This window comes from Chryseobacterium sp. HMWF035, from assembly GCF_003094695.1.
GTDB classification, from domain to species: Bacteria; Bacteroidota; Bacteroidia; order Flavobacteriales; family Weeksellaceae; genus Chryseobacterium; species Chryseobacterium gambrini.
Genome location: NZ_QEHP01000123.1, coordinates 18,089 through 37,145, shown reverse-complemented (window position 1 = coordinate 37,145; position 19,057 = coordinate 18,089). Strand labels below are relative to the sequence as shown.

The 19,057-nt window shown below is 34.4% G+C and carries 18 protein-coding genes; 12 read left to right on the top strand and 6 right to left on the bottom strand.

Going from position 1 to position 19,057, the window contains the following annotated elements; translation table 11 throughout:
- Window positions 1–9 precede the first annotated feature (9 nt).
- The 4 genes from DD829_RS18545 to DD829_RS18530 all read left to right on the top strand — a co-directional run bounded on the left by DD829_RS18545 (window position 10) and on the right by DD829_RS18530 (window position 2,680).
- Entirely contained in the window at window positions 10–456 is a 447-nt protein-coding gene (locus DD829_RS18545) for a peptidylprolyl isomerase (protein ID WP_116548031.1), read from the top strand.
- 67 nt (window positions 457–523) lie between these two features.
- Window positions 524–1,000, top strand: a complete 477-nt coding sequence (locus tag DD829_RS18540) for a peptidylprolyl isomerase (RefSeq protein WP_108410032.1) — start codon at window positions 524–526, stop codon at window positions 998–1,000.
- 25 nt (window positions 1,001–1,025) lie between these two features.
- Entirely contained in the window at window positions 1,026–1,973 is a 948-nt protein-coding gene (locus DD829_RS18535) for a hypothetical protein (RefSeq protein ID WP_108410033.1), read from the top strand.
- Between the two features lie 20 nt (window positions 1,974–1,993).
- The gene (locus DD829_RS18530) at window positions 1,994–2,680 is read left to right on the top strand and encodes a Bax inhibitor-1 family protein (RefSeq protein ID WP_108410034.1); all 687 of its coding nucleotides are present in this window, start codon (window positions 1,994–1,996) and stop codon (window positions 2,678–2,680) included.
- A gap of 217 nt (window positions 2,681–2,897) precedes the next feature.
- On the opposite strand, the gene DD829_RS18525 is transcribed toward DD829_RS18530, so the two are convergent.
- From DD829_RS18525 to DD829_RS18515, 3 genes are all read right to left on the bottom strand, one after another.
- Entirely contained in the window at window positions 2,898–3,146 is a 249-nt protein-coding gene (locus tag DD829_RS18525) for a DUF6952 family protein (RefSeq protein WP_087709871.1), read from the bottom strand.
- Between the two features lie 2 nt (window positions 3,147–3,148).
- Window positions 3,149–3,454, bottom strand: a complete 306-nt coding sequence (locus tag DD829_RS18520) for a thioredoxin family protein (protein ID WP_108410035.1) — start codon at window positions 3,452–3,454, stop codon at window positions 3,149–3,151.
- Between the two features lie 126 nt (window positions 3,455–3,580).
- Entirely contained in the window at window positions 3,581–4,213 is a 633-nt protein-coding gene (locus DD829_RS18515) for a peroxiredoxin (protein ID WP_076390398.1), read from the bottom strand.
- A 212-nt stretch (window positions 4,214–4,425) separates the two neighbouring features.
- On the opposite strand from DD829_RS18515, the gene DD829_RS18510 reads away from it, so the two are divergent.
- The 3 genes from DD829_RS18510 to DD829_RS18490 all read left to right on the top strand — a co-directional run bounded on the left by DD829_RS18510 (window position 4,426) and on the right by DD829_RS18490 (window position 7,018).
- Window positions 4,426–5,253, top strand: coding sequence for a GLPGLI family protein (locus DD829_RS18510; protein ID WP_116548030.1), 828 nt, complete (start codon window positions 4,426–4,428; stop codon window positions 5,251–5,253).
- 666 nt (window positions 5,254–5,919) lie between these two features.
- The gene (locus DD829_RS18495) at window positions 5,920–6,606 is read left to right on the top strand and encodes a hypothetical protein (RefSeq protein ID WP_116548027.1); all 687 of its coding nucleotides are present in this window, start codon (window positions 5,920–5,922) and stop codon (window positions 6,604–6,606) included.
- A complete protein-coding gene (locus tag DD829_RS18490) occupies window positions 6,599–7,018 on the top strand; it encodes a DUF1573 domain-containing protein (protein WP_116548026.1) in 420 nt (139 codons plus the stop codon). The genes DD829_RS18495 and DD829_RS18490 overlap by 8 nt, the downstream gene beginning before the upstream one ends.
- A gap of 68 nt (window positions 7,019–7,086) precedes the next feature.
- Here DD829_RS18490 and DD829_RS18485 read toward each other — a convergent pair whose 3' ends face one another.
- Together DD829_RS18485 and DD829_RS18480 are read right to left on the bottom strand one after the other, a co-directional pair.
- The gene (locus DD829_RS18485; RefSeq protein WP_116548025.1) at window positions 7,087–10,026 is read right to left on the bottom strand and encodes a M16 family metallopeptidase; all 2,940 of its coding nucleotides are present in this window, start codon (window positions 10,024–10,026) and stop codon (window positions 7,087–7,089) included.
- A gap of 56 nt (window positions 10,027–10,082) precedes the next feature.
- A complete protein-coding gene (locus DD829_RS18480; RefSeq protein ID WP_076390392.1) occupies window positions 10,083–11,276 on the bottom strand; it encodes a pyridoxal phosphate-dependent aminotransferase in 1,194 nt (397 codons plus the stop codon).
- 145 nt (window positions 11,277–11,421) lie between these two features.
- Here DD829_RS18480 and DD829_RS18475 point away from each other — a divergent pair, with 145 nt between their 5' ends.
- From DD829_RS18475 to DD829_RS18455, 5 genes are all read left to right on the top strand, one after another.
- Complete coding sequence (locus tag DD829_RS18475) at window positions 11,422–12,243, top strand: GLPGLI family protein (RefSeq protein ID WP_116548024.1); 822 nt, start codon at window positions 11,422–11,424, stop codon at window positions 12,241–12,243.
- An 85-nt stretch (window positions 12,244–12,328) separates the two neighbouring features.
- Complete coding sequence (gene rsmG, locus DD829_RS18470) at window positions 12,329–12,964, top strand: 16S rRNA (guanine(527)-N(7))-methyltransferase RsmG (RefSeq protein ID WP_076390390.1); 636 nt, start codon at window positions 12,329–12,331, stop codon at window positions 12,962–12,964.
- 402 nt (window positions 12,965–13,366) lie between these two features.
- A complete protein-coding gene (locus DD829_RS18465) occupies window positions 13,367–13,774 on the top strand; it encodes a hypothetical protein (protein ID WP_108410036.1) in 408 nt (135 codons plus the stop codon).
- Between the two features lie 6 nt (window positions 13,775–13,780).
- A complete protein-coding gene (locus tag DD829_RS18460; protein WP_108410037.1) occupies window positions 13,781–14,317 on the top strand; it encodes a DUF922 domain-containing protein in 537 nt (178 codons plus the stop codon).
- Window positions 14,314–17,007, top strand: coding sequence for a PD-(D/E)XK nuclease family protein (locus DD829_RS18455; protein WP_108410038.1), 2,694 nt, complete (start codon window positions 14,314–14,316; stop codon window positions 17,005–17,007). Before DD829_RS18460 ends, DD829_RS18455 begins: the two co-directional genes overlap by 4 nt.
- 59 nt (window positions 17,008–17,066) lie before the next feature.
- On the opposite strand, the gene DD829_RS18450 is transcribed toward DD829_RS18455, so the two are convergent.
- Window positions 17,067–19,013, bottom strand: coding sequence for a T9SS type A sorting domain-containing protein (locus DD829_RS18450; protein WP_116548023.1), 1,947 nt, complete (start codon window positions 19,011–19,013; stop codon window positions 17,067–17,069).
- Between the last annotated feature and the right edge of the window lie 44 nt (window positions 19,014–19,057).

Genomic DNA, 19,057 nt, shown 5'->3' with positions numbered 1-19,057 from the left:
CATTTTATTATGAAAAAAATACTTCTGATTGTTGCGGCTTTGGCTTTTCAGGCGGGTTTTTCGCAGGAAAGCAGAATTAAAGTTGTTGAAAGCAAGAAAATAGAGCTCACTTCGGAATTGAGTAAAGATAAAATCGACTTTTATCATCCGTATTTTCTGAAATTTGTGGATGCATTGAAAAAATCGGATAAACAGGCTGTCAATAATCTGATTTCAGATAAAGTGAAAAGTATTGTTTCAGACAATGTTATTCAGAAATTATCAGGCGGAATCAGTTTCGAACGTACATTTGAAGTGTATAAATCCGGATACCAGAAGCTGCTGGATAACGAAACATATCCAACGATTCAGTATAAATATAAAGACGATACGCTTTCTCCTCCAAGAGATCTGGTTACTGTGGTTTTTGAAAATGACGGTAAAATCTTAGGCGTAATGCCGGATTACAGCAGGTAATTTATAAGTGATAAGCAATACAGAATAGTGCATTCCGTTTATTGTTTATTGAAACAGTTTAAGCATAATGAAAAAAATACTTTTAGTTCTTTCCGTTTTGTCGGCGCCATTTTTTCTTTCACAAAAGACGAAAAATGTGAAACCGGAAACAAAAAAGAACACGAACACAAATGTGGCCACCGATGTAAAACCCTCTTTAAGTCTTACCAAAGAGGAGATTGAACTCTACAACGGAAAATTTCTGAAATTTATCGCTGCCCTGAAGATTTCTGACCGAAAAGCTATGGATGAACTTTTATCTGAAAAAGCTAAAAAGATGGTAACAGATGTTGTTTACGAGAAGCTTGCCGCAGATATTAAGACTGACAAAACTTTTCAGATTATCAAAGCCAGTTATAAACCCTTAATTGACGGAAGTAGCCTGCCAATGATTCAGTATAAATATTCTGATGATAAAGCCGCTGAACCGAAAGTGGTAATTACGGCAGTTTTTGAAACAGACGGAAAGATTATGGGAATTAAACCGTATAAGATGATGAAGTAATTCAGAAATTTTTTGATAAAACACGATGAAAATTAAAATGTTAGGTATTCTTCTGATCAGTCAGTTTTGTTATTCTCAAAATATAATTCAGACTGATATTCAAGGGAAAAAACTGAATGATTTTATTCAGTTTGAAAATAAGTTAGGAAGCAAACTTGTTAAGACAGATGAAGAGTACATTTCTTTCGAGCCCGTTCTTCAGCCTGTTATTTTTGAAAGAAAAGAAAAGGAAATTCCAAATCTTCGGGTATTTTATAAAGCCTATAAAACAGATTCTGTTATTGCGGAAATTCTTTATGAATGGGATGTTTACAATTTTGATAAAGGCGAAAATGTGAAGAAACCGATCAGCTTTAATAAAGCCATGATAAAGAAATATGAAGAGCTTATCAGCGAGGTTTCGAAAAAATATGGCAAAAGCCATCAGAAAGGAAATTTGAATAATCTCAATCTCCTTAATTCCAGAGAAGGACTCCACCGAAGTGATGAATGGAAGATTAAAGACAGTATAAATATCTTTGCCTATATTGATCTTTCGGAATATTATGAAAGACAAGGAATGATGGCTACAGTTCCCGGACATAAAATTAGATTGTATGTAAAAAATGAGCGAAAAGAAGATGATGGAAATGCGTTAGGAAAAGAGAAGGTAAGTTTATATACTAATGAATTTCTAAAATTTCTTGAAAAGCTTAAAACTTCTGATTTTGCCGGAGCAAGAGATTTGCTCTCAGAAAAAATTGCCGGTTCCACAACGGATGATATGCTTAAAAATTTAGCTGAAAATATTCATTTAGATAAACAGATTGATGTTTTTATGACGGGATTTCAGTTGGTAAATGACGGAAGCCAATATTCAATGGTTCAGTTTAAATATAAAGAAGAAGTTTCCCCACCCAAAGAAATGATCACCGTTCTTTTTGAGGATAGCGGAAAAATTATAGGAATAAAACCTATGAAAAGATTAGAATAACATATTAAAAAATAAAAACTATGATGACAGATGTTTTAGTGGCGCATGCCAAAGAAGTGGAAAAAGCAGAATTTTATAAAAAGACGTATTTGCACGTTGCTTTGGCGATTCTTGCTTTTATTGGAGTGGAAACCGTATTGTTAAAAACCGTTCCGCCGGAAGTTATCGGATTAATGTTTCAGGGAAAATTTACCTGGTTATTAATTATCGGAGTATTTTGGCTGGCTTCTGTATTGGCGAATAAATGGTCTCTTTCGCAAAGCAGATCAGTCCAGTATATGGGATTGGGATTTTATATTTTGCTTGAAGCGTTAATTTTTATGCCGATGATCTACATTGCAGTAGTGAATGTTGGCGGATCGATCATTTATCAGGCAGCAATGTTAACCATCGCGATGTTTGCAGGGATTTCTTTTGTAGCGTTTACTTCAAAAAGAGATTTTTCTTTCCTTAGAAATATTATTGTAATCGGAGGATTTATTTCTCTGGGATTAATCGTTGGCGGAATGATTTTCGGCTTCAACCTTGGACTTTGGTTTTCGGTAGGAATGGTAATTCTGGCTTCTGCAACGATTTTGTACCAGACAAGCAAACTGAAAGATTCTTACACGACAGATCAGTATGTTGGAGCTTCTTTACAGCTTTTTGCTTCTATTATGCTTTTGTTCTGGTATATTTTGAGAATTTTAATGAGCAGAAGAAGCTAATTCAATAATAGAAATTTTATAAACCCAAAAAATCCTGATGTCTTTTCATCGGGATTTTATTTTTGGTTTGATCTAAACACAAACGGCACAATTTTTAAAAATATTTGTGCTTATTCGTGAAAACAGATTCGTGAAATTCGTGTTTAAATTAAAACACAAATAGCACTAATTTTAGCACAAGTGACACAATTTTAAAGTATCCGTGTTTTAATAAAAATTATCTGTCAATCGATCCTAAAACCTTCTGAGCAAAAGAATTTAAAGCATCTTTCTCGCTCATTCCGTTTTGTACGTTGGCGTGAACTTCCAGAGCTCCGCAGATATTCGTAATTAATTCTCCTGCAACGTTCATATCTTCTTCGGTAGTTCCTCTGAATTCCGTGAAGCTTTCTAAAACTTCTAATGTTTTTTCAAGATTTTCAGGAGTCTGGTTCTGATAAAACTGTCTGATGATCGGTAACTTCATAATTACAATTCGTTGAATAAATTAATTAAACTTTCTGCCTGATTAGACTGTACCTGATTCACCAACTCACCATTTCTGAAGATTGCAAAAGTCGGAAGATTATCCACTGTTGCCAATTTTCTGCTTTCCGGTAATTTTTCTGCATCTACGTAAAGGAAAGGAATGCTTTCGTTCTCCGATGCCAGTTTTTTGAATTTCGGCTTCATGATTCTGCAGTTTCCGCACCATGTTGCACCGTACTGTACTACAACCTTTTCATTTTCGCTTACAATATTCTGAAGCGTATCTTCTGTTAATTCTGTATACATAATTTTAATTTGAAAATTTGGAAATTTATTAATTTGAAAATGCTGAAAAATAGAAAATGAGATAATTCTTAAATAATCAATGTGATCAATTTTCAAATTATCTCATTTTCAAATTAGCACATTATCTTAGTTTTTCGCTAAATACTCCGCCGTAGAAGTTCTGTCTGCTTTCATTGCTTCTTTTCCTTCTTCCCAGTTTGCAGGGCAAACTTCACCGTGCTTCTGTACGTGCGTGTAAGCGTCAATTAATCTTAAATATTCTTTTACGTTTCTACCAAGAGGCATATCGTTTACAGACTCGTGGAAAATTTTTCCGGTCTCGTCGATAAGGTAAGTTGCTCTGTACGTAACGTTAGAACCTGTGAAAACTTCTTCACCTTCGTCATTGTATTCGAAATCCTGATCTACAATTCCTAAAATGTTAGCCAACTGTCTGTGAGTATCTGCTAAAAGCGGGTAAGTAACGCCTTCAATACCACCGTTGTCTTTTGAAACATTTAACCATGCGAAGTGTACTTCGTTGGTATCGCAAGAAGCACCGATTACTTTAGTGTTTCTTTTTTCAAATTCTGGTAAAGCTTCCTGAAAAGCGTGAAGCTCAGTCGGGCAAACAAAAGTGAAATCTTTCGGGTACCAGAATAAAAGAACTTTCTGTTGGTTTTCTGTAGCTTCCTGGAAGATGTTGATTCTAAGATCATCACCCATTTCAGACATTGCATCTACTGTTACATTCGGGAATTTTTTTCCTACTAAAGACATAATTTTCCTGTTTTTTTATTTTAAATTTTCAGGTGCAAATATAGAAATATTTCGTCTATCGAACAATTTGATTTCGATAAATAAAATCTATAATTATTTTTGATCTGATAGAAATAAAAAAGCCTTTGAATAGGATGTTTTTTATGATTTAGCCATATTTCCTAATAGATGAAATTTTAATAAATCTTAATTTAGCTGTAAATTTAAATACCATGATTTTAAAATTATTCATAAAAAAAGTATTCCTTATTTTGGGATGCATACTTTCAGCAATGATGCTGTCTCAAAAAATGACTTTTGTTTATGATCTTAAATTTAAGTCTAATCCCAATAAACCCGACTTTACTACCGAAACTTATTACTTGGATGTTTTCGAAAAGGAATCTGCTTTTCGTTGCGAGCGCGAAAGGGTTTCCGACTCCATGATACAAAGAACGGGACTTGGTTTAGGCAGAAGCCCGGTTTTTAATTCTCAGATTTATGTTGTGAAAAATCTTGAAACAGCCAATATCCAAAAGGTTATTTTCATGAGCTTTTTTAATGACAAATATTTCATAAAAATAGATGAAAATCTGAACTGGAAGATATTATCCGACAAAAAGAAAATAGAGGATTTTGAATGCCGGAAAGCAACCGTAGAGTACGGTGGAAGAAGCTGGATCGCATGGTTTACGCAAAGTATTCCCATTCCTGAAGGTCCGTATGTTTTTAATGGTCTTCCCGGAATTATTGTGAAAATTTCGGACGATCAGGAAAACTATAGTTTTAATCTGATAAAGATCAAAAAACTTGAAAAAGATAATCTGTTTTTTTCAAAGAAAGGAACGGCTATAAGTTGGGTAGATTTTCAGAAAATTCAGTCAGATTATTATGCAGATCCTTTTGCAGAACTGAAAGCCAGAAACATAAAAATACAATCGGGAGATGAAAAAGGAAATCTTATCCCGACCGATCTTAATAAGATGACAAAACAGCTTAAAAAACAAATCAGAGAGAACAATAATCCTATTGAACTGAATCATAAAATTGATTATGAATGAAAAAAGACCTGAGTTTTTCAAGTCTTTTTATTATATTTTTTTTAATTGGAATTATTGAGTTTATCTTTCAGTTCTTCAATTATTTTTTCATTGGCTTGATTTTTTAATCTTTTTGAATTTATTTAACATAAAAAAATTGTTTTCAAATGCTTACAATAATTTAAAGATAAATTTCGTTTTAAAGAAAATTGATTTTATATTTGAATCCCTAAATAAACACAAATGGTCTTTCTTTCTTCTTCAGAAAAGCCATTATATAAATAAAATTAAAAGCTTTTTTATTGAAGTTTTTAAAAAATATATTGCGCAATATGAAGGTAGGAAATAAACCGAAAACCTGCCTCTGAAAGGAAAGTTTAAAGCTTCTCTGTTGAAGATTTAGACAAAATAAGTAGGTGAAAAAAATTATTTTAAAATGAAAAAGCTAATGATTATGTCAGCATTTACACTTATGGCAAGTGCATCTTTGACAAATACACAGCTACAGGCTAAACAAAGTAGTTACATTTGGTTTTCAAATGGTTGCTATTTTCAAGTTGTTACTCATAGTATTTTATGGGGACTAATCGAGTGGGAGGAAGAACCCAGTTTGATCGGTTGTGGAAGTGGATTTAATTAATAATTAATGATGAGGCTTTCTACCTTAGAAAGCCTCTTTTTATAAAGATGAAAAAGATTATACAAACATTATTTTTTTTTCTATTGTTAAGTTTTAATGCGCAAAAAATAGAAAGAGATACTCTGTCTGAAAAATTCGCAGACATAGAAGCTATAGTTATTAATGACACTGATTATGAGAAAGTAGATTATTCTTTTGCTTTAAAAAAAGAAATCAATTCTAGGCTGAAGTCGGTTAACCCAAATGTAAATTTTGAAATAGGTGTAAGGTTTGATAATAACCTTCAAAAAAAAGGAATAATCCGTAATGTAATTTTATTCTTACATAAAACTGATTCACAGGACAATCTAACCGATTTAGAAATTAATTTTTATAAAATGGATGGATTGACCGGTAAACCATTAGAAAAATTGAATAAACAACAAATACTGTATGCTCCTAAAAATAAAAAAAGAACTGAAGTTAGAATAAATGTGGAGAATTATCATATTCCTTTTTTAACAGAAGGTGTATTGGTTGCTGTAAAGTGGCTTCCTACCAAAAATCATGATTATCGAGTAGGACCAGCAATTCGTTTTACCAATTATACAGAAAAGCTTACATATACAAGATATAATAATGATGATTCAAAATGGGGTTTTGGTCCAAACTTTTCTAGAAAAAATGGCTTTTATACAAACGCTATGATAGGCTTGGAAGTTTACGTAAAAAAAAGAAAAAGCAACAATGAATAAAAAATATTTGTATGTCATTATTTCATTATTAGCAATTATAGTTTTGTGCTTACTCACTTATAAAACTTCCGAAAAAATTGTTTTTAACAATCAAAAAGAAATCTTGACACATGATTTTGGAATTTTAGAAAGAAATAAAACTCCAGTATATAATTACAACTTTAAATATGTAAATATAAACCATGACAGTTTAAAAGTTTACGGAGTAAGGGAAGGTTGTGATTGTACCCAAAGCAATGTGAAAAAAGGACTTTATTTTAAAAATGATACAATCTCTATAAAAATTAAATATGATCCTAATAAATATAAAGATCATGGAGTTACTGTAAAACAGTTTTTTCTTATTACTAACAAAAGTATTTCAAATTTTGATACAATACTTCCACTTACTTTGAAAGGGATTGTAAAATAATTTTAAGTACTTGATGCCCTATAAAAATTGGAATTAAAAAAGCCCTGAATTTCAGGGCTTTTTCATTATTAATAACCAAAAATCTCAGTCAAATTCAATTTCTTCACTTCACCGAGTTTCTGCATATCGGCTTCACTTACTTTATCCTGCGAAGCAACCAGACAGTAGGTGTAGCTTTTACCTTTCATTTCCTTATCGTGGAAACTGTTGATATTAGCAAACGTCAGTTTTGGAGCCTGCTCGTAAGTGTTTTTTCTGATATCTGTATTATTTCCAAGCTTTTGGGCTCTCAGATACGTAAAGATAATTCCGTCCTGTGTAATTCTTTCGGAGGCAATCGTTTTCTTCAGTCCGCTTTTTGCCGTTTCAAATAACTGATCAGATTTCGGAAGCGTTGTCAGAAGCTCATTCATCGCTGTGGTAGATTCATTGAATTTATCTGCCTGAGTTCCTACATAAGCCATAATCATATCTTTATCCTCTTTTTTGCCTGGAAGCGAGAAGTAAGAATAGGTAGAATAAGCCAAAGCTTTCGACTCCCTGATCGTCTGGAAAACCACAGAACCCATTCCGCCACCGAAATAATTATTGAACAAATTTACAGTCGGAGTAATGCTTACATTATAAGGATCGCTGTTTCTTACCCAGAAAATTTCTGCCTGAACCATATCGTAATGGGCAAACAACACTTTATTCTTATCCGTAGGAATCTGGGTAAATGTTTTAGACTTCGGCATCTCTTTCAGCGAAGCCGGAACTTTGTGGATCAGCGTTAAAGAAGAAGCAACTTCGTTGGCTGATTTCGGACCGTAATGAAGAATTTTATGCTTAAAGTTGAATAAATCATGCAGAATATTCACCAGATCTTCTGCTTTGAGTGCATCTAATTCTGCGTCGCTCAATACGTTATTGAATGGGTTTTGCGGACCATACTGTGCGTAGCTTCTCAATCCGCTCATGATAGAGCCTTTATTCTGTTTCGCATTGGCTCTTGATTTTTTTAGCCTCACTTTGTAGGAATCTAACGCTTTCTGATCTGCTACACAGTTTTTAATTAAATCTTCGAACAGAGCCGCAGTTTTATCGAAATTTTCATTCAGACCTTCCAGTGTAACGTAGGTTTCTTCATTTCCTGCGCTTACATTGAAACTTGAAGCCAGTTTGTAAAATTCTTTACTGATGTCTTCCGAAGATTTATTTTTTGTTCCTAAATATTGCAGATATTCTGCTGCTAAAGGAAGAATTTTATTATTCCATTTTCCGGCATCGAAATAATAGTATAATCTGAAAAGATCATTGTCTGTATTTTTTACAGAAAGTACATCCACCGATTTTACTTTGCTTTTGGCAATATCTTTTTCAAAAGTCAGCCATACCGGAGAAATCGGAGCTTCCGGCATTTCGTCGATCTTTTTCAGGAACGGCGACTGGTCTTCTCTGTTTACGGAAACTGGAGTAATCGTAGGTTTGTCTACTTTTACGATGTTTTTATCTTCTCCTTTTCTTTTGTAAACCGCTACATAATTATTGTCTTTAAGATATTTAGATGCGAAATCCATAATATCTTTTTTAGTAAGCTTTGAAATTTCTTCAATATACTGAAGTTGGGTTTTATGGTCTACTTCGGAAGTGAATTCATCCATCAGAGATTCTGCTCTTGAGGTATATTTTTCATACTTCTGGATCACATTTTTCTTCTCATTATTCACGATCGACTGGATCAGATCATCAGAAAATTCTCCCTTTCTTAGCTTGTCGATTTCCTGAAGCAATAAATTCTTCACATCATCCAAAGACTGTCCTTCCGTAGGATTTCCCTGTAACAAAAGTGCCGAATAATCTTTCAGAACATACGGAAACGCATAAGCACCCAGTAATTTCTGCTTTTTAACAAGATCAAGGTCAATTAATCCCGCCTGTCCATTCGTAAGCATACTTCCGATAAAATTCAGCATTCTTGCATCTTTTGTCGTAGCACCCGGAAAACGGAATCCGATCATGATATTTTCAGGATTCGGTCCGTAAACTTCCCGGGTAATCGGAGCCATAATCGGACTTTCCTGTCCCGGATTGTATGCCGGAACCGGTTTGTTTTTCATGTAAGAAAATGCTTTGTCGATCTTGGCAATCATTTCATCAGGATTAAAATCTCCCGACATGATGATCCCCATATTATTCGGAACGTAATAATTGTTATAGTATTCTCTGATCGCTTTTAGTGAAGGATTTTTCAGGTGTTCAATCGTTCCGATGGTCGTTTGCTTTCCGTAATTGTTATTCGGGAACATCGCGGCAAACATAGATTCCAGAACCTTTCTTCCGTCATTATCCAGACCTCTGTTTTTTTCTTCGTAAACCGCTTCCAATTCTGTATGGAAAAGTCTTAAAATCGGCTGTCTGAAACGTTCTGCCTGTAATGCTAAAAATTTATCCGTTACATTCGCAGGAATGTCTTCCGTGTAAACTGTCTGTTCGTACGAAGTAAAAGCGTTGGTTCCGTCTGCGCCCATTCCCGACATCATTTTGTCGTATTCGTTTGCAATAGCATATTTCGCTGCTTCTCCCGAAACTTTATCGATTTCTTTATAAATTTCCTTTCTCTTTGCTTCGTCCGTAGTAGAATTATATTTTTCGTAAAGAGCATCAATCTGGTCAAGAAGCGGCTTTTCTTTTGCCCAGTCTTTAGATCCGAATTGATCCGTCCCTTTAAAAAGCATATGTTCCAGATAATGCGCCAAACCGGTATGATCTGCCGGATCCGTTTTGCTTCCTGCTTTCGTTGCAATAAAAGTCTGGATTCTTGGGTCTTTCTTCGTTGGGCTCAGAATAACGGTTAAGCCGTTTTTCAGTGTGTAATATCTTGCTGAGGTAGGGTCGTTGGTTACATATTTATAGGTGTAGCCATTCGACTGTGCTTCTTTCCACTGGAAATCCTGTCCGTAAGCGTATCCGCAGTAACTTGCTGCTGCAATACTGGTTACAATGGTGATTCTCTTTAAAAAATTCATGTTAATTGATGTTGGAATATGTTTGATTATTATTTAAAAAAATGCTTAAATTATTCTTAGTTAAATTTATCAAGTAAATCTTTAATTCTTCTCATGGCTTCTTTTAAATCTTCCTCCGAAGCCGCATAAGAAAATCTGATGCATTCAGGACTTCCGAAAGAAACTCCGCCAACGCAGCCTACATGAGCATTTTCGAGAAGGAACATCGCGAAATCATCAGAATCTTTAATTTCTGTTCCGTCTAATGTTTTTCCGATGTAATGCGATACATCCGGGAAGAAATAAAACGCTGCTTTAGGTAAAACTACTTTAAAACCTGGGATTTCTTTAATTAAATCATAAACCAGATCCCTTCTTTTTTTGAAAGCATCAATCATGTATTTATACTCCGAAGGATCGGTTTGTAAAGCTGTGATAGACGCTCTCTGAGCCATTGTGTTCGCTCCGCTCGTCATTTGTCCCTGAATTTTTTCACACGCTTTAGCCAGCCATTCCGGACACGCAGAATATCCGATTCTCCATCCTGTCATCGCGAACGCTTTAGACATCCCGTTAATAACGGCAGTCTGTTCGTAAACTTCTGGAAACTGAGCAATCGACGTTGTTTTCGTTTCGTAGTTGATGAATTCATATATTTCGTCTGAAATTACCGTTACATGAGGATATTTGGCAATCACTTTTGCCAGAGATTTCAGTTCATCATACGTGTAATATCCGCCAGAAGGGTTGCACGGTGAGCTGAACAGGACAGCCTTTGTCTTATCTGTAATGGCTTCTTCAAGCTGTTCCGCAGTGATTTTAAAATCCGTTACATATGAAGTCGGAAGCATCACAGAAACTCCGCCCATCATTTTTACCATTTCATCATAGCTTACCCAGTAAGGATTCGGAAGAATTACTTCATCTCCATCGTTAAGAAGAGCAGCCAGAACATTTAAAATCGCCTGTTTTGCACCGTTGGAAACGCAGATCTGCGTTGGTTTATATTCTAAATTATTATCTCGTTTTAATTTGTGAGCAATCGCTTCACGAAGTTCTAAAAATCCGGGAACAGGAGAGTAGTGACTGTAATTTTGGTTAATGGCATCGAAAGCAGCCTGTTTGATATTGTCCGGAACATCAAAATCGGGTTCCCCTAAAGTAAGGCTTATAACATCTATTCCGCTGGCTTTCATTTCTCTAGCCTTATTCGACATAACAAAAGTTTGTGAGTAACCAAGTCTTTGTACTCTATCTGAAAGTTTCTCCATGTAATTATTTCTATTTTAACAAATATAATAAAAAGTATTTCTTCAGAAATTAAAATACAGCCGGAGTAAGCTTTTTTGTCTGCGTTAGCGTTTTATCACTATATTTGTAGTTATTCAATATAAAATTAAAACACCAGTCACCATTATGTACAAATTTCTGTTTCTTTTTATCGTTTCACTGGCTTCGGCTCAGAATTACCGCTTTGTGTACGAATACAGGATGAAGCCGGATCTTAATAAAAAAGATTCCGTTATAACAGATTATATGAATCTGGATACGGACGGTAAGAAATCCTATTTTTATAACGCGGTGAAATACGAAAGAGATTCTGCTTATGCGGCTACAAAAAGTTATAAGGATTTGCTTTCGTCTAAAAACTATGACCAGAATCTCAGCTATATTATTGAAAAAGATTATGCTAAAAAAGCAGTTAATTTTTATGATAAGTTTAAGACTGTCAATTTGTTAATTCCAGATAATGAAGTTCCGAAATGGAAAATTGAAAAAGAATTTTTAAAAATTAATAATATAGATTGCCAGAAAGCTACGGCAAATTTTAAAGGAAGAAACTGGGAAGCGTGGTTCAGCAAAGATTATCCGGTTAACGACGGACCGTACAGATTTTCAGGACTTCCCGGACTTGTGGTAAGCCTTAAAGATTCTGAAAATGATCACGTTTTTAATTTAATTCAGATTAAAAAAATCAACGGAATTTTTTCGCTAGTCCCAAAATCTACAAAGCAGATGACTTTTGCCGAGTATAAAAAGGTGATGGGAGGTTTTAGTTTCAGCAACGACGATGTGGAAAGTATAAGCATCAATAAACAGATAGGGAAAGTTGATATCCAATTGAAAGACGGTTACATAGCAAAGCTCGGAACTGATGATATGAAATCCGGAAAACTGGACGAGAAAATTTCAAAATTACTGAAAAGAACCAACAATTATATCGAAAAAGAGGAGTAAAGAAATTTCTGAAAGGTAAATCTTAGTTTTGATAATTTGAATAAAGCTGATAAAAAACTTATTTTTGCCGTTTATAATAATTTATATGTCTACAACGTTACTACTAAAATACTTTCCGGATCTTACAGAGACACAGATCGATCAGTTCAATAAACTGGAGGTTTTATATCATGAATGGAATGAAAAAATCAATGTGATCTCAAGAAAAGATATGGAATCTCTGTACGAAAAGCATATTTTACATTCTTTGGGAATTGCAAAAGTGATGGAATTTGCTCCCGGAACAAAAGTTTTGGACATTGGAACAGGCGGTGGTTTTCCCGGAATTCCTCTTGCAATTTTGTTTCCCGAAACTCAATTTACTTTAATTGATTCTATCGGAAAGAAAATAACGGTGGTAAATGCTGTTGCAGAAGGAGCCGGATTAAAAAACGTAACCGCAATCCACGGAAGAGCGGAAAAATTAAAGGAAAAATTCCATTTTGTAGTAAGCCGTGCTGTAACACAGATGCCTGAATTTTTAAGATGGCTGAAAGGTAAATTCGAGAAAGAACAATTTAATACAAAGCATAATGGTGTTCTGTATCTGAAAGGAGGGGATCTTGCTGAAGAATTAGCCGGACTGAAATGTGAAATTTTCAGCCTGAAAAGTTATTTTGACGAAGAATTTTACGATACAAAAAAAGTAGTGTATCTTTCTAAAGGTAATTTTAATTCTTAATTTTGTATTTAATGTTTAAACTAATTTGAGAATTAACCGCAAAAGATCAGCACAATGCGACATTAAAATATTTAAAGCTCCCAAAAGAATAAAAATCAAAGATTTTTAAAAACTATTGTGATCTTTTTTATTTATAATTATTAACTTTAAATAAAACGTTTAATGAATGTCCGTAATTTATTATCATTGAAAAACCTTTGAGTTCTTTGCTGAGTGAATAGTTTATGCTGAGTTTATCGAAGTACCTTTGCGAACTTAAAAGCAGTTGGTATATAAAAGAATCTTAGCGATTCTTTGCGTTAAAAAGCAATATGATTAATATAACGGATAATCAAAAGTTTAAACACATTTTGTTAAATAATAAATTCTGATATTTTTAATAATAATCTAAATTTTGTAGCTATGAAAAAGTTTCTCCATTTTGGGTTTTCTGCATTAGTTTTAGGATTATTTTTTACATCTTGTAACAATGATGATGACTATAATACTATAGAATCTGTTGACAAAATTAAAATTGACAGTGTGAGAATTGTTAATGATACGATGGATGTCTTTTCAGTTCAGAGTATTAAGACTTATTCTACTTATCCTTCTCATTGTCAGGGTTTCTATGGATATGATTATGTGCATAATGATAATTTAACCAGAACCGTTACGGCTTATAAATACATTACGAACGGACCGTGTACGGAAAAAATATACACTTCTGCCAATCAGATCAATTTCAGTCCGCAACAGATTGGTACGTATACTTTTAAATTCTGGAATGGTGGCAACAACTGGATCACCAAAACAATAGTAGTTCAATAAAAATAAATGAAAGGAGTTTTTGTGGCTTGTTTTCTGATTTCCAATATTCTATTCGGTCAGAAAATAAAGTGGGAAGAGGGAAAAAAATTGAATTGGAGCAATTTTAAAAGCAAAGTCAATAACCAGCGTGGAGACAATGTCGTGGCTTATACGAACTGTGGATGGACGTATTCCTACGTAAGATCTTCAAACCCGAAAGCTCCTGTAAAAATTACCATTCAGACAATTTTTAACGAAAACCAATCGTGGAAAGACGTTAAAAGAATCAATGATTATGTGCTGCTTCATGAGCAGAAACATTTTGATGTTGCCGAAGTTTTTGCCCGCAAACTGAGAAAAGAAGTGGCGGAAAAGATTAAAAACGGAGCCGATTTCGACAGGTATTTTAAAACCATTTACAATACAATCCTCAAAGAATATCAGGATTTCCAGAAAACTTATGACGGCGAAACAAGGAACGGAATGGTAGAGGAAAAGCAGACAGAATACAACCGAATCATTGCTGAACAACTGGAAAATTATAAAAACTATAAAACCTCTTGAAATTCCTCAATAAAATCATCAGTGAATTATTAACCCAGAATTCCGATTTATCTGAATTTAACATCGTTCTGCCCGGAAAACGTCCTATTGTTTTCATCAGACGAATTCTTGAGGAAAACAATTACTCCGGATTTTTGCCGAACTTTTTTACAATTGAAGAACTGATTGATAAAATTGCCGACAAACAGCAGATTCAGGGAATTGCACTCTGGCTTTTCGCTTTTGATGTCTATAAAAGCTTAAATCTGATTCCAAATGACGATTTTGCAGAATTTCTGAAATGGTTTCCCACGTTGCAGAAAGACTGGGACGACATCCTGAAATTCTCCGAAAGTGATGAAGCCGTTTTACAGTATATGTTTGATGAAGAGCGGATTAAAGAATGGGCGCAGGATTTGGGAGAAGACGATGAAGGACCGCGAAAAAAATTCCTTAATTTCTGGAAAAACATGAATGTCTTTCTTCCCGTTCTCAAGAAAAAGCTGAAGGAAAGAAACTGGGCAACTTCCGGAATGATTAACGAAACGGCAAAAGCAAAGATTGATGAATTTGCCAAAAATACCGAAGAAAAATTCGTATTCTGCGGCTTTAATGCCTTTACTCCGGCGGAAGAAAAGCTCGTAAGAAGTCTTCTGCAATGGGATAAAGGACAGTGCTTTTTTCAGGCAGATCATTATTATTTTGATGATGAAAGACAGGAAGCCGGAAAGTTTTTAAGAAACCATAAAACGTGGAAAGAATTTGATGATCACCGTCTTTTTCAATGGATTGAAGACGACTTTAATCAGCCTAAGAACATAAAAGTTTACGAAGTTTCGGGAAATATCACCCAGACGAAAATTTTATCGGAAATCTTCAAAGAAATAGAAAATAAAACCTATTCCGACACTGCAGTGGTTTTGCTGGATGAAAATCTGCTTCCTGCAAGTCTGGATGTGATGCACGGCGTTCCCAATCTGAATATAACGATGGGGTTTCCTCTTAAAAATCTTTCTTTTTCGAATGCCGTAAAACAGCTTTTTTATCTTCAGAAACAACTCGAGAAAAACAAATCGTCGTACTATTACCGCGATATTTTCCCGATTCTGGAAGAATTGCCGAAATCTGCTGAAGATGAAATGGTGATCAATAATTTTAAAGCGAAAATTGAAGAACGCAATATCGTTTACATTTCCAAAAAGCTTTTTCACGAATTGTTACATGAACTTTCGTACTATAATTTACTGAAAAAAGCAGATTCTACAAGTGTTTATTTAGATTCTTTAATTGAATTCTGTAAGCAGATCAAATGGCTGGAAATTGATGATATTCAGTACGAAAACGTTTCCCATTTCGAAAATGCTTTCAGAATTATCAAAAATCAGTTGTCTCCTTATCAGTTTGAAATTAAAATGGAAACGCTGGAAATTCTGATTAATCAGCATATTAACTCTGAAAGTATTGATTTTCAGGGGGAACCTTTGAGAGGTTTGCAGATTATGGGACTTCTGGAAACCCGTCTCCTGAATTTCGAAAATGTGATTATGCTTTCTGTGAACGAAGGGAAATTACCACTCGGAAATTCACAGAATACGTATATTCCTTTTGATATCAGAAGATTTTTTGATCTTCATACTTTTTTGGAAAACGACAGTATTTATGCCTATCATTTTTACAGATTGATTCAGGATTCCAAAAATGTACATTTATTGTTTAATGCCCTAAGTTCGGGAGTGAATACAGGAGAAAAAAGCCGTTTCATCACCCAGATCGAAATGGAAAGTTCTCACAATATCGAACATCTGATTATTGAAAATTCTTCCGAGCCAATTATTACGCAGCCGATCGAAATTTCAAAAACCGAAATTGTTCTTCAGCGGCTGGAAAAATGGAAGGAAAAAGTTTCGGCTTCTCACCTTACAAGTTATCTGTACAATCCGATTGATTTTTACCTTTCCAAGATTTTAAAGACCTCGGAAAGTGATGAAATTGAAGAAGAACTATCGGTAAAAAATTACGGTAATCTGGTGCATTATACCCTTCAAGAAATTTATGAAGTATTGAAAGGTAAAATATTAAAAGAAAACGATTTAAAAGAATCAGTTAAAGCTATAGATCAATATATAGAAGTGGCTATTGAAAAGCTGAAACATCAGCCGGAATTTTATGAAAAAGGAATGAATTTCATTCATAAAGCCATTGCTAAAAAAGTCATTGAAAATATTTTAAATCATGATCTTGAGCTGATAAAAAGCGGAAACGTACTGGAAATTTTAGAGATCGAAAAACGTTTCGAAAATGTAGATTTTTATCTTGATGAAAAAGACAAAGTTTCTTTTTTCGGCTTCATCGACAGGATCGACCGGCTTAACGGAACGTTGAGAATTATCGATTATAAAACGGCAAAGATCAAAAATCTTATCGTAAAAATCGACGAATCCAATGTAGACGAATATTTCCATAACAGCGACCGAAAACAGGCTTTGCAGTTGTGCATTTATCAGTACGTTGTACAAAATCTTCCTGAGTTTTGGGGACTTCCGATTGAGACGGGAATCTGGAGTTTTGCGGAAGCTAAAAAAGGCGTTGTTTCTCTTCAGTTTGACAAAGGGGATATTGATGATGCCATGAAATCCATTAAAAGCCTGATCGAAGAAATTCTGAATCCGGATCTTGCATTTATCGAAAACATAAAACCTTATTCTGCATAAAAAGAATGCATCCGAAACGGATGCACTCATTACGATGAAGGATTGTATGAAGAAAATTACTATAATTTCACTTTTTTATTGAAAGCTTTTCCGTCGTTCTGAATTACCTGAACCACGTAAATTCCTGTTTTGATGTTAGTTGATTCGAATTGAGAGCTGTTTACTTCCTGATTCTGGATTAAATCTCCTGAAATGCTGTAAATACTAATATTTTTAATACCGTTTTTAGCTTTTACAATAATCTGATTATTTTGAGCAATAACTGAAACAGGATCTTCCGTTTTCAGTTCGATGATCTGTTTTTTAAACTGTAAATTATAGAAACGGGTAGTAATTTCAAAAGTAAGATTTTGAGAATAAATAGTATTGAGATTTATTCCTCCGTCTTTAATATACTGTTCCTGAGAAATGGATTTGATAAGATTTTTATTGTCATCAAAAATATTGACAGCTAAAAGTTCTTCCTGATTGATTTTTAAATTCAGAATATTGTTAAGCTCAGATTTTACAATATCCTTTTCTTCTACAGTTTCCGGACTGTTTTTAATGTACGGAATGAGTTTTTCCGAATTATTTTCAGAGACTTTTAATAAATACACCCCATCTTGTAAGGAAGCTAAATTGTTGTTGCTCACCGTTTTTCGTTCAGTCTTTTCCTTGTTAAAATCTGTTATTTCAAGAAGTTCCATATTCTGAAGATCAGGTTTTATCTGGGATTGATAAATAGAACTGATTCCGGATTGACTATTTTGAGACTGTTTTGAAGTCAGCATCGCCCATTCATTGAAAAGTCCGCCGCTTCTTAAAGTATTAAATTTAGCATTGGATGCCAGAACAAAAGGCACAATTCCTCCGATATGTCCTAAAGGTCCCCAATAAAATGCCTCCAGTTTGTATTTATTCAGATCCCACCACGAATAGTAACCTCTCTGAACCTCAATGGTTTTAGAAGTATTATCCGGATGAATGGCGAGATCAACCGTAGAATGTCCTAAAGTCATGGGTGTTTTATTATACCAGTCGTATACGTCATTTGATTTCAGACATTGTCTCAATTTGTTATTCTGATTATTCGTAACATCATTTACGAAATTATTGGTAAAAAGTGTTCTCCAAACCAAAGGACCCCAAAGAAGACCTCCGTTATCCTGAACAACATGATAATTGTAGCGATCCAGATATTCTGAAGAGATTACTTCCGAAATATTGCTGTTATACATTTGGTACCCTGTTTTATTGCAGGTATTAACAACATTGGCGATAAAAGAAGTAAACGGATAAACCTGTTTTTCCAGAACGCCTTTCTGCAAAGTAACGCCTGAGAAATCATAAGGTCCGTCTCCCATATAAGCATATTTGAAGTTCAGGTTGTTGGGATTCGAAATGCTCAATTTCTTTAAAGTAGACATTGCTGCATGAGCGCCCTGCGAATAACCCGCTAAAAAATATTCGTCGTAGCGTTTTACATTTTGCTGGGCAAGAACTTTGTTGGCTGCCGTTACAAAATCAATGGTCGCAGAAGCTTCGGTAGGATAGTGTACATAGGGATGAACTCCGTCTCCGCTTCCCATCCCTACATAATCGGGAGCCATTAAAATATAACCGTTCAGAACATAGGAAAGCTCCACTACAAATCCTGCATACAGAACTCCTTTAAGATTAGAAGGTACATTTTGCCGGCTGTCGGTGGTTCCGTGATCCGAAACTACCGTAGAAAGCTTGTAATTCGCTTTTGGATACATCAGAAGTCCGGTTGCCTTTACGAGATTATTTTTCTCGTTTTTTGTATAATATGTTATTTTATAGGCCTTTAATCCTACATTAAAACTGTTGAGATAATTTATAAAATCAGGAGAATTCTGTTCGCCAAGATTGTTTGAGATAAAACCCGCCACCGCTTGCGGAGTAAGATCAAGTTTTGGTTCAACACTGAAAATGTCTCCGGCTTGTTGTGCAAAATAAAAGGAAGCAGTAAGTCCCAGAAAAAGAGTAATTGATTTTTTCATTATTGTCAATTTTTATTGATGTTTAAGTTAGAATTTTAAAATAA

Bases quoted from the DNA above. Each gene is read 5' to 3' on its own strand.
- DD829_RS18545 (WP_116548031.1), top strand. From the start codon at position 10: ATGAAAAAAATACTTCTGATTGTTGCGGCTTTGGCTTTTCAGGCGGGT.
- DD829_RS18540 (WP_108410032.1), top strand. From the start codon at position 524: ATGAAAAAAATACTTTTAGTTCTTTCCGTTTTGTCGGCGCCATTTTTT.
- DD829_RS18535 (WP_108410033.1), top strand. From the start codon at position 1,026: ATGAAAATTAAAATGTTAGGTATTCTTCTGATCAGTCAGTTTTGTTAT.
- DD829_RS18530 (WP_108410034.1), top strand. From the start codon at position 1,994: ATGATGACAGATGTTTTAGTGGCGCATGCCAAAGAAGTGGAAAAAGCA.
- DD829_RS18525 (WP_087709871.1), bottom strand. From the start codon at position 3,146: ATGAAGTTACCGATCATCAGACAGTTTTATCAGAACCAGACTCCTGAA.
- DD829_RS18520 (WP_108410035.1), bottom strand. From the start codon at position 3,454: ATGTATACAGAATTAACAGAAGATACGCTTCAGAATATTGTAAGCGAA.
- DD829_RS18515 (WP_076390398.1), bottom strand. From the start codon at position 4,213: ATGTCTTTAGTAGGAAAAAAATTCCCGAATGTAACAGTAGATGCAATG.
- DD829_RS18510 (WP_116548030.1), top strand. From the start codon at position 4,426: ATGATTTTAAAATTATTCATAAAAAAAGTATTCCTTATTTTGGGATGC.
- DD829_RS18495 (WP_116548027.1), top strand. From the start codon at position 5,920: ATGAAAAAGATTATACAAACATTATTTTTTTTTCTATTGTTAAGTTTT.
- DD829_RS18490 (WP_116548026.1), top strand. From the start codon at position 6,599: ATGAATAAAAAATATTTGTATGTCATTATTTCATTATTAGCAATTATA.
- DD829_RS18485 (WP_116548025.1), bottom strand. From the start codon at position 10,026: ATGAATTTTTTAAAGAGAATCACCATTGTAACCAGTATTGCAGCAGCA.
- DD829_RS18480 (WP_076390392.1), bottom strand. From the start codon at position 11,276: ATGGAGAAACTTTCAGATAGAGTACAAAGACTTGGTTACTCACAAACT.
- DD829_RS18475 (WP_116548024.1), top strand. From the start codon at position 11,422: ATGTACAAATTTCTGTTTCTTTTTATCGTTTCACTGGCTTCGGCTCAG.
- rsmG (WP_076390390.1), top strand. From the start codon at position 12,329: ATGTCTACAACGTTACTACTAAAATACTTTCCGGATCTTACAGAGACA.
- DD829_RS18465 (WP_108410036.1), top strand. From the start codon at position 13,367: ATGAAAAAGTTTCTCCATTTTGGGTTTTCTGCATTAGTTTTAGGATTA.
- DD829_RS18460 (WP_108410037.1), top strand. From the start codon at position 13,781: ATGAAAGGAGTTTTTGTGGCTTGTTTTCTGATTTCCAATATTCTATTC.
- DD829_RS18450 (WP_116548023.1), bottom strand. From the start codon at position 19,013: ATGAAAAAATCAATTACTCTTTTTCTGGGACTTACTGCTTCCTTTTAT.